This is a genomic window from Flavobacterium sp. LK-23, from assembly GCF_058135255.1.
Genome location: NZ_JBYUVT010000001.1, coordinates 362,343 through 376,734, shown reverse-complemented (window position 1 = coordinate 376,734; position 14,392 = coordinate 362,343). Strand labels below are relative to the sequence as shown.

The following is a 14,392-nucleotide window of genomic DNA, read 5'->3' as shown; positions in this document are numbered from 1 at the left end:
GAATTGGATATAAATATAGAAATTAATAACCAATCTTATGCTTTGTAAAAAAAATGATAATAAAATAAAGAAAAACAAAAAAGCTTCTGAAAATCTATTCAGAAGCTTTTTTTTGTGCGGATAATAGGACTCGAACCTACACGCCTTGCGGCACCAGATCCTAAGTCTGGCACGTCTACCAATTTCGCCATATCCGCGGTAATTGTGGGTGCAAAGATAGGCATACTTTTGAATTATCAAAGCATTTTTTGAAAATTTTTTTTAATTCTCTTTTTCGTACTTTTGGGTTTCTATAAAAATAATTTAAATGGAAAATATTAAGTCCTACGTTCAACAACATAAAGATCGGTTTATCAATGAATTGATCGAATTATTAAAGATTCCGTCGGTTTCTGCCGACACTGCATATTCTCAAGATGTTATTGACACAGCAGAGGCTGTAAAAGAAAGTTTATCAAAAGCAGGGTGCGATTATGTCGAAACTTGCGACACTCCAGGTTACCCAATTATCTACGGAGAGAAAATTATAGATCCAAATCTTCCAACGGTTTTAGTTTACGGCCACTACGACGTACAACCGCCAGATCCATTAGAATTATGGACTTCACCACCTTTTGAACCCGTTATTAAAACTACAGATATTCACCCAGAAGGAGCCATCTTCGCGCGTGGAGCTTGTGACGACAAAGGTCAGATGTATATGCACGTAAAAGCGCTTGAATTAATGGTGCAAAGCAATACGTTGCCTTGTAACGTAAAATTCATGATCGAAGGTGAAGAAGAAGTAGGCTCGGCAAGTTTGGCTTGGTTCGTAGAGCGCAATCAGGAAAAACTGAAAAACGACGTTATCTTGATTTCAGATACAGGAATGATCTCCAACCAACAGCCGTCGATTACGACAGGTTTAAGAGGTTTGAGTTATGTTGAAGTAGAAGTTACAGGTCCAAACCGCGATTTGCATTCAGGTTTATACGGTGGAGCTGTGGCAAACCCAATTAATATCCTGGCAAAAATGATTGCTTCGCTTCACGACGAAAACAATCATATTACAATTCCAGGTTTCTACGATAAAGTAGAAGAATTATCTGCAGAAGAAAGAGCAGAAATGGCAAAAGCGCCATTCAGCTTAGAAAAATATAAAAATGCTTTAAACATTGCCGATGTTTATGGTGAAAAAGGGTATGTAACCAACGAGCGCAACTCAATTCGTCCGACATTAGACGTAAACGGAATCTGGGGCGGCTACACTGGCGAAGGTGCTAAAACGGTTATTGCGAGTAAGGCTTTTGCTAAAATCTCGATGCGTTTGGTTCCAAATCAGGAATGGGAAGAAATTACAGAACTTTTCACGAAACATTTTACAAGCATTGCTCCAGCTGGAGTTACAGTAAAAGTTACGCCTCACCACGGTGGTCAAGGTTATGTTACGCCAATTGACAGCATTGGTTATCAGGCAGCGAACAAAGCGTATACAGAAACGTTTGGAGTTCCTGCAATTCCGGTTCGTTCTGGCGGAAGTATTCCGATTGTGGCTTTGTTTGAAAAAGAATTAAAAAGTAAAACCATCTTAATGGGATTTGGTTTGGATAGTGATGCAATTCACTCGCCAAATGAGCATTTCGGAATCTTTAATTACTTGAAAGGTATTGAGACAATTCCGTTGTTTTACAAGTATTTTGTGGAATTGAGCAAATAGTTTTTTAACCGCAAAGAGCGCGAAGAATTACGCAAAGTTCGCTAAGTTTTTTTTAAAACAAGATTATAAAAGTTCGCAAAGCTATATAGATAAAGCTTTGCGAACTTTGCGTTTATAAGCGTAATCTTAAATAAAATCTTAGCGTTCTTTGCGGTTAAATTTTTTTAACCGCAAAGAACGCTAAGATTTACGCAAAGTTCGCTAAGATTTTTTAATAAGATTTATAGAAGTTCGCAAAGCTATGTCTGCAAAGCTTTGCGAACTTTGCGTTTATAAATGCGATTCAAAATAAAATCCTTGCGTTCTTTGCGGTTAAATTTTCAGCAGCATTTTTAAGATATAAATCCGTTCAGAAATGAGCGGATTTTTTTGTTTCTAATATTTTAATATTCAAAGGAAAAACCTCTGTCACTTTGTGCCTCTGTCACTTTGCAACTAAAAAAAAAGACCTCTTTTTCTTGCATATTTAAAATTTAACTCTACATTTGTAGAAACGAATCTATAATTGTAGAGTAATGGTAAATATGAAAAACATCTTTTTATTATTTCTTTTAGGTTCAATGCTTTTGGGGTGTAAAAGCCAGCCGATCAATCAGAAGATTGACAAGAAAAAAGAAGGTGTTTGGATTGACACATATTCACAAGACGGAACAGATTATAAATCGTATGAATATTATAAAAATGATCTTCCGGTAAAAAAGTGGAAATCGTACATTAATGGAAAAATCTACAAAACGGAGAAATACAAAAACGGAATCTGTATTGTAAAAAGTTATTACGAAAACGGAAAACTGGAATCGAAAGGGAAAACAAAATTAGAAACGAATTCGGTAGAAACGCATTGGTTTTATTTTGGAGAATGGAAGTTTTATTCGGACAAAGGAAAATTAAAAGGAATCAAAAATTACGAAAAAGGAGAATTGATTTCGGAACAAAATATTAAATAAACCAACTAACCTCTAAACCATGAAAAAAATAATTACACTCTCTTTATTAGTGATGAACTGTGTTTTTATGCAAGCCCAAACGTATAAAGAATGGGTTCGAAAAGCAGATTCTTGCTACACAGCAAAAAACTATGAATTGTCTGTTTCGTATTATGAAAAGGCTTTTAAAATAGAGCAAAAAGACGATCGAGACTTATACAACGCAGGCTGTTCTGCTTCTATGGCAAAAAAGAACAAAAAAGCATTTAAATGGCTAAATCTTTCTATCGATAACGGATACGAGAATATTGCACATCTTAAAATTGATAACGATTTAAAGCCTTTGCACTCAGAAAAACAGTGGAATAAAACAATTGATAAACTGCAAAAGAAGTTAGATATTATTGGAGCAAATTATGATAAAGTGCTAGAAAAAGAGCTTGCAGAAATTTATACCGAAGATCAGGAAATTCGAGGAGAATTTATGAATGTTTATAGAGCTTCAAAACCTGATAAAAAGAAAATTGACAGCATTGGTAAAATCATGGAAAGAAAAGACAGTATTAACCTCATTAAGGTGATGAAAATACTGGACGAAAGAGGATGGCTAGGAAAAAATGTGGTAGGTTCTCAGGGAAATCAGACTTTGTTTCTGGTGATTCAGCATGCCGATTTAAAATACCAACAAAAATATCTGCCTATGATGAGAGAGGCGGTTAAAAACGGAAATGCCAATCCAGGGAATCTGGCCTATTTGGAAGATAGAGTGGCTTTGAGAGAAGGAAAAAAACAAATTTATGGCAGTCAGAGTTCAATGAATAAAAAGACTAATAAAATTCGGATAGCGCCAATGATAGATCCAGATAATGTCGATAAAAGGCGTGCAGAAGTCGGACTTGGAACTATGGCCGAATATGCGACAAAATTGAATGTTGAATGGAATTTGGAGGAATATAAAAAGGAATTGGCCGAAACAGAAAAACTTGAAAACACAAAACCATGATACAATTATCAAATGCAGAAGAACAATTAATGGAGCATTTATGGAAGCTTGAAAAGGCTTTTATGAAAGATTTGCTCGAAGCGTATCCTGAACCAAAACCAGCAACAACAACCGTGGCGACGCTTTTAAAACGAATGATCGATAAGAAATTTGTGGCGTATACCGAATTCGGAAATTCGAGAGAATATTATCCGCTGGTCAAGAAAACAGACTATTTTGCAAAACACGTAAAAGGATTAATTAGTAATTTCTTTAATAATTCGGCTTCACAGTTTGCTTCATTCTTTACAACTGAGACCAATTTATCGGCTTCAGAACTAGAAGATCTTAAAAAAATAATCGACTCAGAAATTCAAAAAAAGAAGAAATGATAACGTATCTTTTAAAATCCGGTGTACTGCTTGTTGTTTTTTATGCGGTATATAAATTGTTGTTAGAAAACGAAAGAATGTTTCGATTCAATCGTGCTTATCTTCTCGGAAGTTTGGTTTTTAGTCTAGTTATCCCGCTGCAATTGTTTTCGATTGCATCATTTTTTTCGTCAAAAATTAAAACAATTCAGCTGGATGAAATAATGATTGTGTCTAATCAATCAATCTTAAACAAAGTTTCATACAATGAAATCGTATATTTCTTTTTAAGTGCAATTTATGTTCTCATTGCAACAATTTTATTGATTCGATTTGCTGTAAATGTTTCTTCCTTTTTCTTGAAAATGAAAAAGAATTCGGTACAATTTATAGACAATCAGAAACTTGTTTTAATGAAAGAATCGGTTTTACCACATTCTTTCTGGAATGCTATTTTTATTAGTAAAGAAGATTTTACAAATGGAAAAATTCCATCAGAATTAATAGCTCATGAAAAAGCACATTTAGAGCAAAAACATACTTTGGATATTCTTTTTGTTGAGGTTTTGCAAATCGTATTTTGGTTTAATCCGATATTTGTTTTGTTTGAAAAAGCCATAAAGCTCAATCATGAATTTTTAGCTGATGAAGCTGTAAATAAAAAATTTGGAGAAGTTAGAAGTTATCAGAACTTATTGTTGCAATTTGCTTCAAATAAACATACCGTCGTTTTGGCAAGTACTATCAATTATCAAATAACAAAAAAACGTTTGCTCATGATGACTAAAGAAAAATCGCCAATTGCAATGGTTTTAAAAGTGAGTTCTGTAAGTGTCGTTTCTATTTTATTGTTAATTGCTTTTAATTCGGAAGCTACTGCGCAAACCAGTTTTAATGGAAAAAACAGTATTGGCGTTAATGAAAAGGCAGATGTTAAACAACCACAATTTCCTGGTGGAATAGAAAAGTTCTATATGTTTGTGGGACAAAATTTTAAAATGCCAGAAGAATTTTCGAAACAAAAAAAGGATGGCAAAATTTTTATTGAGTTTATGGTCGAAAAAGATGGAAGTTTGTCTGAATTTAAAGTCGTAAAAGATTTAGGTTATGGAGTAGCAGAAGAGGCGACTCGAGTTTTAAAACTTTCTCCAAAATGGATTCCAGGAAGCGAACACGGAAAACCTGTTAGAGTCCTTTATACTTTACCAATTACTATTCAAAATAATAATTAGCAAAAAATTTAAAAGAAATAAGAATTAGTGTAGATTTGTAAAAAATATGCTACAAATGAAACCATTTTCTAATTTAATATTTAAAGTTGCTTTTTCCTTTTTTTTACTGCTTTCATGTAATTCAAAAAGTTGGGCACAAGAAGTAGAACTAATAGATCTTTCTGCTAAATCTGATAATACTGTAAGTGTAGAAACTCAGGCAGAATTTCCTAATGGTTTAACCGATTTTTACATCTTTTATGCTCAAAATTATAAGATGCCTGAGATTGCTTACGAAAAAAAAGTAGATGGAAAGTATTATATACATTTCACAATTGAAAAAGATGGGTCTTTATCTAATATAAAAATTGTAAAAGATTTAGGATATGGTTTGGGTGCCGAAGCTATTCGTGTTATGAAAATCTGCCCAAAATGGATTCCAGCAACTAAGGATGGCGAACCTGTAAGTTCTAAATTTATTTTACCGATGGTTGTTCAATTGGCGAGACCTTTAGGGCATTAAATAAAAACAAAAAAATCCGTTCTTTTTGAACGGATTTTTTTTTGTTCTGGCGCTAAAATTGGAACAACTTTAATTAAAGTAAAAATCTATATTTGTAAGTATAGTATATAATATTTAGCGGTTAAACAATTAAAAATATGAAGAGAATATTTACTCAGAGTTTTGTATTACTAATATTGATTTTCATGAGTACGAAAAGTATGGCTCAGGAAAATAATTCGAAAGATGAGGATAGACCCTTGGAAATGAAGGTTGATAGCATTGAGAAAAAGCCTGATTTTCCAGGTGGAATAAACAAGTTTTATAGGTTTGTGGGTAAAAACTTTAAAGTTCCAGAAAAAGCATTGAAGTATGGAGGAAAGGTAAAACTGCAGTTTATTATTGAGAAAGACGGTACGTTATCTGATATTAAAGCAGTGGAAGATATAGGATATGGAACGGGTGAAGAAGCTGTAAGGGTTATAAAACTTTCGCCTAATTGGATTCCGGGTTCAAACAAAGGTTTGCCGGTAAGAGTATTGTATACATTGCCCATTACGCTTACACCAGCTATGTAAAATAAAAAAATCCGCTTCTGATGGGAGAAGCGGATAAAATTAAAAACTAATTAAAAAAAAATTCTAAAAATAAACATGCAGATCCAGACTAAAACAGGTCTGGATTGTATCCAAAATAAGGCACATTTTGTTCATTAAAAATGACCCCATATTCTTCTAACTCTTTCAAAATCGGCTCATAAACTTCTTTTTTTATAGGAAGCTGAACGCCTGGAGTTGTAATTTTTCCGTTTAAGATTAATAAAGTAGCAATTGCAACCGGAAGTCCGACTGTTTTTGCCATTGCAGTATAAGTTTGGTCTTCGCCAATACAAACCATTTTAGAATCGATTTGTTTCTTTTCTCCATTTAGTTCATAACCAAATTTATGATACATCACAATCATATCTTTGTCCTCTGGTTCAAGAGCCCAGCTGTCAGTCAGAATTTTTTCTAAGATTTGAGCCGGAGTAGCATTTGGCAGATTTACTTTTTTGTCTGGGTTAAATAAATCCAATTCCAAAAGTTTATCCCACATAATATCGTCTTGATCGATTTTTAGAATCAATCGAGTTTTAATTTCTACAGAATCTGTTGGATGATACGGAAGGAAAGAATTGATGAACTGACGATAACTCATATTTTCTGACCCCTCTAAAATATAGCTATCATCAGTCATCCCGAGCTGTACAAACATATTCCATGCGCGAGAATATCCCACTCTTCGAATAGTTCCTCTATATAAGGTAAGAATATCATCTAAACCATAAACCGAGCGGTATTTAAGAGAATCGCGATTAGAATAGGCTTCAAATTTACCGTAACCTTCTACTTCTAGAAATTCAGTTCTTCTAAATAAAGCGCTGTACGGAATATATTTATAAGTTCCTTCCTGAATGAATTTTGCAGCACCGCCTTGTCCTGCTAAGACCACGTTTCTGGGGGCCCAAGTAAATTTGTAATTCCATAAATTATTGTCAGATTCAGGAGCTACAAGTCCGCCACAGAAAGATTCAAACAAAAGCATTTTACCGCCTTTCGATCTGATTTCGTCAATAACTTTCATGGCACTCATATGATCGATTCCTGGATCTAGACCAATTTCGTTCATAAAAATCAGATTGTTTTTGATGGCTTCTTCGTTTAAAGCTTGCATGCCGTCACTTATATAAGAAGCTGTAACAAGATGTTTTTTGAATTCTAAACAATCTTTTGCAATTTCGATATGCAAATGTGCAGGAAGCATAGAAATTACTATTGACGCATTTGCAATAGCTTTTTTTCTTTCGTCGGAATTAAAAATATCTAAGGCAAGCGGTGTGGCATTCGGATGATTCTGAGTCTTTGCTTTTGCAAGATTCAATGAAAGATCGGCTACGGTTAAATGCAGCTTTTCTTCATTAGATTTTGATAGTAAATATCGAATCAAAGACGATGCAGATCTTCCTGCTCCAATTATTAAAACGTTTCTCATGTCTCAAATATTTAACACAAATATATTTAAATGTTATAAATATAACAATTCAAATTAAATAAAATTCAATATATTTTTTGAAATCGGATAAAAAATAACCTGATTTTGTTCTAAATAATCCAGAAACTAAAGCGGTTTTTCGATTCGTTTAAAGTATTTTTGTTTCAAATTTCAAAAGAGATATATTATGAAAAGAAGAATCGTTTTAACTGGAGCTTTTATCGGTATGTTAGCTATTATTTTGGGTGCTTTTGGCGCTCACTTATTGAAAAAATATCTTTCAGTTGATCAATTAAATACTTTTGAAGTTGGTGTTCGTTACCAAATGTATCACGCCTTATTTCTTCTCTTTTTATCTACTCAAAAAGATATAGCCGAAAAGACCTTAAAAACGATCTATAATTTTGTGGTAGCAGGTGTTGTTCTTTTCAGCGGTTCAATTTATGTATTGGCTACAAAAGACTACACTTTGTTTGAATCTAAAATTATCGTATTCGCAACTCCTGTGGGTGGTTTTCTATTAATTATTGGTTGGGCGCTATTATTCTTTACGATATTGAAGAGAAAATCATAAAATCCCGAAAAAAAAATTCTGTCTAAGAATTAATCTTTAATTTTGTCACATAAATAACATATAACTTTATTTATGTGACTTTTTTGTATTTTCTGTTGTCAAACAAAAATAATATAACAAATTCGCGCATAAGGTTGTAAATAAACAAATTAGAGGCGGTTATTTTTTTCTTTTTATAATTTTTAAAGTGAAATTTCTCTTTTTTCATATAAATTAAAGTGAAATTTAAGTATTTTAAAAGAAATAAAAATAAATCTGTAATTTTGCTTTAAACAAAAAATCACACACAACTTAAAAACTTATGGACACTAATACAGTTTTCGCGCAATCGATTTCGTTAAAAGAGTTAGGAATTGAAAATGCAAAAGTTCGTTATCAACTATCTGCAGATGAATTACATGCGATTACTTTGCAGTCAGGACAAGGTGTTGAGAATTCTACAGGAGCGTTAGCAATTAATACAGGCGAATTTACAGGTCGTTCTCCACAAGATCGTTTTATCGTAAAAGATGATATTACAAAAGATCAAGTTTGGTGGGGAAATGTAAATATCCCTTTTGAGCCCCAAGCTTTTGAAAAGCTTTATAATAAGGTAACAGCATTTTTATCAGACAAAGAGGTTTTTGTTCGTGATTCTTATGTATGTTCAGATCCAAATTATAGATTAAATGTTCGTGTTGTAACAGAAACTGCTTGGTCAAACTTGTTTTGCTACAATATGTTCTTACGTCCAGAAGATTCAGAACTGGCAAATTTTACTCCAGAATGGACTGTAGTTTGTGCTCCAAGTTTTATGGCAGATCCTGCTGTAGATGGAACACGTCAGTCTAATTTTGCTATTTTAGATTTTACTAAAAAAATTGCTTTAATTGGAGGAACAGGTTATACGGGAGAAATGAAAAAAGGAATTTTCTCTGCATTGAACTTTATTCTTCCGGTTTTCAAAAATACACTTCCAATGCACTGCAGCGCCAATGTTGGTGAAGCAGGAGATACAGCAATCTTTTTCGGATTGTCTGGTACAGGAAAAACAACTTTATCTGCAGATCCAGAACGTAAATTAATTGGAGATGACGAACACGGATGGACAAACGAAAACACTGTTTTCAATTTTGAAGGGGGATGTTATGCAAAAGTGATTAATTTAACAGAAGAAAACGAACCAGACATTTTTAGAGCAATCAAAAAAGGAGCGCTTTTAGAAAATGTGGTTTTCAAAGAAGGAACAAACGTAGTTGATTTTGACGATGTTTCTATTACTCAAAATACTCGTGTAAGTTACCCAATTACACATATTGATAATGTACAGCCAGGTTTGATTGGACATAATCCTAAAAATATATTTTTCTTAACGGCCGATTCTTTCGGAATTCTGCCTCCAATCTCAAGATTAAATCCAGGTCAGGCGGCTTACCACTTTATTTCTGGATATACAGCAAAAGTTGCGGGTACAGAAGCGGGTGTAACAGAGCCTCAGCCTAATTTCTCTGCTTGTTTTGGAGCGCCATTTATGCCTTTACACCCAACGCGTTATGCTGAGATGTTGAGCAAGAAAATGAAAGATGCGGGAGTAAAAGTTTGGTTGATCAACACAGGTTGGACAGGTGGACCTTACGGAGTAGGAAGCCGTATGAAACTGAAATATACTCGTGCTATGATTACTGCTGCATTAAAAGGAGAATTAGACAATGTAGAGTACGTAGATCACAAAGTGTTTGGAATTGCAAAACCACAATCTTGCCCGAATGTTCCAGAAGAAATTCTAAATCCTAGAAATACTTGGGAAGACAAAGATTTATACGATAAAAAAGCGTTAGAATTAGCTCAGAAATTCAAAGCTAATTTTGCCAAATTTGAAGAGTTTGCAAATGCTGAAATCTTAGCAGGAGCACCAATTACAGAATAAAGGGAATTATTTAATTCAAAATAAAAAAGCTGTTCAGAAATGAACAGCTTTTTTGTTTTTTGTGTTTGTCTGATAATTCTTCCTTGTCTCCCTGAGCGGAGTAGAAGGGCATTTCAATTAGAAACTTGGCTTCGACTTCGCTCAGCCTGACAATAAGTGCTTTTTAAGACATTGAAACGCAGTTTTCAGTACAGTTTAAAGGAAAGTACCGAAAAACTGCAATTTCAAATCAACACTGAATCTTTATTTCTTCGTTTCGTCAATTCGTTTTTGAATCAAATCCCAACTATAATAGTGGAAAGTCATTCCGTTGCTCATCGCTACAAAAAGTCCGTTTTTATATTTTGGCCCTAAGTTTACGCTTGTCACATCTGCACCATCACATTCGATCGTAGAAGTCGGAACTTCTGCCAATAAAGGATGATTGTTCGGATCTCCTTTTGCACCTTCTCTTGGATAAACCATAAAAGAATTGGCCTGTTGATTGGATACTAAAATATATCCTGTAGAATCTGTTTTTTTGTAAATCGCAATTCCTTCGTGATCTGCTTTGAAATCTTTTTGACCAAAGAAAGCCAATTCTTTATTATCGTTTAAAGCCGGATCTGCTTTGTATTTTCTAATTCCAGCTTGTTCATCGCAATAGTACACAAAACCTAATTCGTTATCCACAGCAATAGCTTCAATTTCTTTTTTACCGCTGTATGTTCCGAATTTGCGAACCACTTTTGCTGCAGCAAATTTTCCGTTTCCAGAAAGTTCATATTGCCATAAATAACTTCCAGAAGGCCCCGTTTTTCTTCCCACAATAGCAAAAATCTTTCCATCGCTTGGGCGTGTATATAAAGCAACTCCCATTGGGTCGCGTTGTGCTTCTCCTTCAAAAACAGGAATTCCGCCGTTATCAATAGGTTCTAAATCAGGTAAGCTAAAAATTCTGATTTTATTTTCTTCACGTTCAGTTGTTACTGCAACATCTACTTTTTTTCCGTCAATAATTAATCCGTAAGCGATATCAACGTTGTTAGGACGTTTTAGCGGAATTGATTTTTTAAGGATTTTTCCACTCAAATCAAAAGCATACAAACCTCCGTCTGTGTCTTTATCTGTTCCCACAATAATACTTTTTGAAGGATCTGTTGGGTTTATCCAAATAGAAGGATCGTCTGTATCGTGAGGTAAAGCTTCTGTAACTGCTGTTGGTTTTACAGCGTTTGGCTGAACTGGAGCTAATTTATCGTCTTTACAAGCTGTAAATGAAACAGCTAAAAGTAAAAGAGCAACTAAAGATTTATTTTTCATTATGTTATATATTTTAATGCAATTAGACAGAGCGCTAAACTCTGTCTAATTTAAGAATTTTATAAAAGTGCAGATTACAAGTCTAACTTCAATCCGAAATTGTAACGTGGCTGGTAATATTCTGCTTGTTTTGTATGAGCAGCAACTCCTTGGTAGTAACGTAACGGTTGGTTTGTTAAGTTATTTGCTTCAGCAAAAACACGTAATTGTTTTGTGATTTTATAAGAAGCATTGGCATCTAAGAAAAATTGCTTGTCATAGTAACTATCCTTGTAAGACTCAGAACCTAATTCATCTAAATAATCAGAAGTAAAGTTGGTTGAGATTCTAGCAGAAAAACGTTTGTTTTCCCAAGATAAAGATCCGTTAAACATGTGAGGCGTTGTTCCAGGAAGACTGATGTCGTTTCTTTCATTTCCATCTTCATCAGCAATTCCGCTTGCTTTAGATTTTGTGTAGGTATAATTTAAATAGATACCGAAACCTTTTAGGAATTTACCTGGCAAGAAATCCAATTGGCGTTGGAATGCAACCTCAAATCCGTAAACATCAACATTTTCTCCGTTTCTTGATTGTAAGAAAGACCAGTTTTCTCCTGCTGGAACTGGGTTTGCTTGATTAGGAAAATCTGCAGCAAATTTCGCATCTGTATATTGATTGTCGCTGTAGTTGTAAATGAAATCATTTAATCTTTTGTAGAAAACACCTCCAGAAATTAAACCAACAGATTTGAAATAGTTTTCAGCCATGAAATCATAATTGTATGAATAGGTAGCTTTAAGATCTGGATTTCCAGCTGTAATTTCTTTATCGGCAGCGATATTGTTTACATAAGGAGCCAATGCATAATAATTTGGTCTAGCCAATGCTGTTGTAGCAGCAGCTCTCAAAACTAAATCTTTGGTTGCGTTGTATTGGAATGAAATACTTGGCAATAAATTAGTGTAAGAGTTGGTGTTGTTGATTTTGCTTTCTAATTCTTCCTCGTCTAATACACGGTTTCCTGTATAATCTATATGAGTATTTTCAACACGGAAACCTAAAACCATAGAAAGTTTATCATTAAAATCTTGATCCCATCTTACATAAGCAGCAGTAATTCTTTCTTTAGCATTGTAGTTTACAGCTAAATATTCTGCTGGATCTGTTTCTTTTTCAAATAAAGAAGCATTGTTCAAATCTAAACCTCCTAAATAGTTAGCAGAAGCGAAAGTTCCCGGTACATATTTGCTTCCTGGATTAAATCCGTTTCCATCATAATAAGATGTTGGAACTTGCGATAATAATTCCATATCGTCGTTAAGCGGAGTATAAGAATAGAACATATTGTTTCTTTCTTTTTCTTTTAAACGAAGTCTAAGACCCGTTCTCAATCTTCCTTTTTCTCCTGCAATTACAGAGAATGGGAAACGAATGTTTACTTTAGCACCAAATTCGCTTTCGCTTGTTTCGTCTGTGTTTTCAGTAACAGAGTCAAATTTAAATTCGTCAACAGACTCACCAACAGTAGTGATTAAAGGAAATCTAATATCTGATAAATCTTCGAACATTTCTAGACCTTTTTGACGGTATTCGATATAACGCTCACCCGGACGGTATTCTCTAGCTTTTGCATAGTTTGCAGACCAATCTAAATCTAATGTAGAATTGATTAAGTGTTCTCCACGAATAGAATAGTTTTGAACTCTTTGATCTTCTAATCTTCTGTTTTTGTTTCGGTTGTTGTCTAAACCACCTTTGGTCTGACGTTTTACACGACCTTCAAAACCAACAATTTCTTCACCATTATAAAGTGGCTCAATATCATCGTAAGTGGTTCTAAAACGGTTTTCTCTATCATCTCTCCAGTTGTAGATTGCATTGGCAAAAATGGTATTATTGTCATTGAATTTATAATCTAAAGCAACAGAAGCACTACGACGGATACGCTGTACATCATACTTTCTAATTTCAGAAGCTTGTAAATAGTCATTTCCAAACTCATCTTTTACCCATTCGTTTTCGACGTTATCAGAACCGTAATCCACATTGTTATAAGATCCGCTAAAAACTACTCCTAATTTATCATTTGCAAAACGGTTACCATAAACAAAACCAGCAGTATAAGAAGCATGTTCACGAATTGGTAAATAACCTCCTGCAAGAGTTGCAGAAATTCTTTCTCCGTTTGGAGTTGCTCTTGTAATTAAGTTTACAGAACCCCCAATTGCATCAGCATCCATGTCTGATGTTAGTGTTTTGTTTACTTCGATTGTAGAAATCATATCAGATGGAATTAAGTCCATTTGTACGTTTCTGTTATCTCCTTCAGCAGATGGAATACGATCTCCATTTAAAGTTACAGAGTTCAAAGATGGAGCTAAACCTCTAATAATAATGTTACGCGCTTCACCTTGATCATTCTGCATTGTGATACCTGGAACACGTTTTAAAGCATCTCCAACGTTAGCATCTGGGAAACGTCCCATTTGATCTGAAGAAATTACGTTTCCGATGTTTTTGTTATTTTTCTGTTGATTCAGCGCTTTTGCCTGACCTTTTAAGATATCTCCAACAATAACCTCTTTCAGTTCATTTTCAGAAGCTTTAAGAGAAAAATCAATTACGTTGTTTTTTCCTTGCTCCACTTTTATTTCTTGAGTTAAAGAAGTATATCCAATATATTTTACTTCAACTTGGTAAGTTCCTTCATTAATATTTAATAATTCGAAACGACCGTTGTAGTCAGAAACGGTGTATTTTTTTTCGCCTACAATTTGAATCATTGCTCCAGGAAGAGGCAGTTTGTCATCGGCGTCTAATATCTTTCCAGATATAATAGCCTTCTGAGCAAAACCTGTAAAGGCGAATAAAAAGAATGCTGTTAATAGATAGAATTTTTTCATTGTGTG

12 protein-coding genes and 1 tRNA gene are annotated in these 14,392 nt (G+C 34.0%); 9 read left to right on the top strand and 4 right to left on the bottom strand.

The genetic code is table 11. The features are described 5' to 3' along the window. Positions 1 to 115: 115 nt before the first annotated feature. Positions 116 to 197, bottom strand: a tRNA-Leu gene (locus tag AC3Y25_RS01565). Between the two features lie 110 nt (positions 198 to 307). Here AC3Y25_RS01565 and AC3Y25_RS01560 point away from each other — a divergent pair. The 7 genes from AC3Y25_RS01560 to AC3Y25_RS01530 all read left to right on the top strand — a co-directional run bounded on the left by AC3Y25_RS01560 (position 308) and on the right by AC3Y25_RS01530 (position 6,266). Then, positions 308 to 1,696 carry a dipeptidase gene (locus AC3Y25_RS01560; RefSeq protein ID WP_095929770.1) on the top strand — a complete coding sequence of 463 codons (1,389 nt, stop codon included), beginning with the start codon at positions 308 to 310 and terminating at the stop codon, positions 1,694 to 1,696. 524 nt (positions 1,697 to 2,220) lie between these two features. Continuing rightward, positions 2,221 to 2,643: a hypothetical protein gene (locus AC3Y25_RS01555; RefSeq protein ID WP_489901513.1), complete on the top strand. Its 423-nt coding sequence runs from the start codon at positions 2,221 to 2,223 to the stop codon at positions 2,641 to 2,643. 19 nt (positions 2,644 to 2,662) lie between these two features. Further along, entirely contained in the window at positions 2,663 to 3,625 is a 963-nt protein-coding gene (locus tag AC3Y25_RS01550; RefSeq protein ID WP_489901512.1) for a DUF6624 domain-containing protein, read from the top strand. Beyond that, complete coding sequence (locus AC3Y25_RS01545) at positions 3,622 to 3,996, top strand: BlaI/MecI/CopY family transcriptional regulator (RefSeq protein ID WP_427871787.1); 375 nt, start codon at positions 3,622 to 3,624, stop codon at positions 3,994 to 3,996. The genes AC3Y25_RS01550 and AC3Y25_RS01545 overlap by 4 nt, the downstream gene beginning before the upstream one ends. Beyond that, the gene (locus AC3Y25_RS01540) at positions 3,993 to 5,207 is read left to right on the top strand and encodes a M56 family metallopeptidase (protein ID WP_427871789.1); all 1,215 of its coding nucleotides are present in this window, start codon (positions 3,993 to 3,995) and stop codon (positions 5,205 to 5,207) included. The genes AC3Y25_RS01545 and AC3Y25_RS01540 overlap by 4 nt, the downstream gene beginning before the upstream one ends. A gap of 55 nt (positions 5,208 to 5,262) precedes the next feature. Next, on the top strand, positions 5,263 to 5,709 hold the full coding sequence (locus AC3Y25_RS01535) for an energy transducer TonB (RefSeq protein ID WP_427871791.1): 447 nt from the start codon (positions 5,263 to 5,265) through the stop codon (positions 5,707 to 5,709). Positions 5,710 to 5,846: 137 nt separating this feature from the next. After that, positions 5,847 to 6,266 carry an energy transducer TonB gene (locus AC3Y25_RS01530; protein ID WP_489901511.1) on the top strand — a complete coding sequence of 140 codons (420 nt, stop codon included), beginning with the start codon at positions 5,847 to 5,849 and terminating at the stop codon, positions 6,264 to 6,266. Between the two features lie 88 nt (positions 6,267 to 6,354). Here AC3Y25_RS01530 and AC3Y25_RS01525 read toward each other — a convergent pair whose 3' ends face one another. After that, complete coding sequence (locus tag AC3Y25_RS01525) at positions 6,355 to 7,719, bottom strand: saccharopine dehydrogenase family protein (RefSeq protein WP_489901510.1); 1,365 nt, start codon at positions 7,717 to 7,719, stop codon at positions 6,355 to 6,357. Positions 7,720 to 7,906: 187 nt separating this feature from the next. On the opposite strand from AC3Y25_RS01525, the gene AC3Y25_RS01520 reads away from it, so the two are divergent. Together AC3Y25_RS01520 and pckA are read left to right on the top strand one after the other, a co-directional pair. Beyond that, complete coding sequence (locus tag AC3Y25_RS01520; protein ID WP_250834359.1) at positions 7,907 to 8,293, top strand: DUF423 domain-containing protein; 387 nt, start codon at positions 7,907 to 7,909, stop codon at positions 8,291 to 8,293. A 301-nt stretch (positions 8,294 to 8,594) separates the two neighbouring features. Beyond that, positions 8,595 to 10,199 carry a phosphoenolpyruvate carboxykinase (ATP) gene (pckA, locus tag AC3Y25_RS01515; RefSeq protein WP_489901509.1) on the top strand — a complete coding sequence of 535 codons (1,605 nt, stop codon included), beginning with the start codon at positions 8,595 to 8,597 and terminating at the stop codon, positions 10,197 to 10,199. A 243-nt stretch (positions 10,200 to 10,442) separates the two neighbouring features. Here pckA and AC3Y25_RS01510 read toward each other — a convergent pair whose 3' ends face one another. Next, positions 10,443 to 11,501, bottom strand: a complete 1,059-nt coding sequence (locus AC3Y25_RS01510; protein WP_489901508.1) for a phytase — start codon at positions 11,499 to 11,501, stop codon at positions 10,443 to 10,445. Positions 11,502 to 11,575: 74 nt separating this feature from the next. Beyond that, on the bottom strand, positions 11,576 to 14,386 hold the full coding sequence (locus AC3Y25_RS01505; RefSeq protein ID WP_489901507.1) for a TonB-dependent receptor: 2,811 nt from the start codon (positions 14,384 to 14,386) through the stop codon (positions 11,576 to 11,578). Positions 14,387 to 14,392 lie beyond the last annotated feature (6 nt).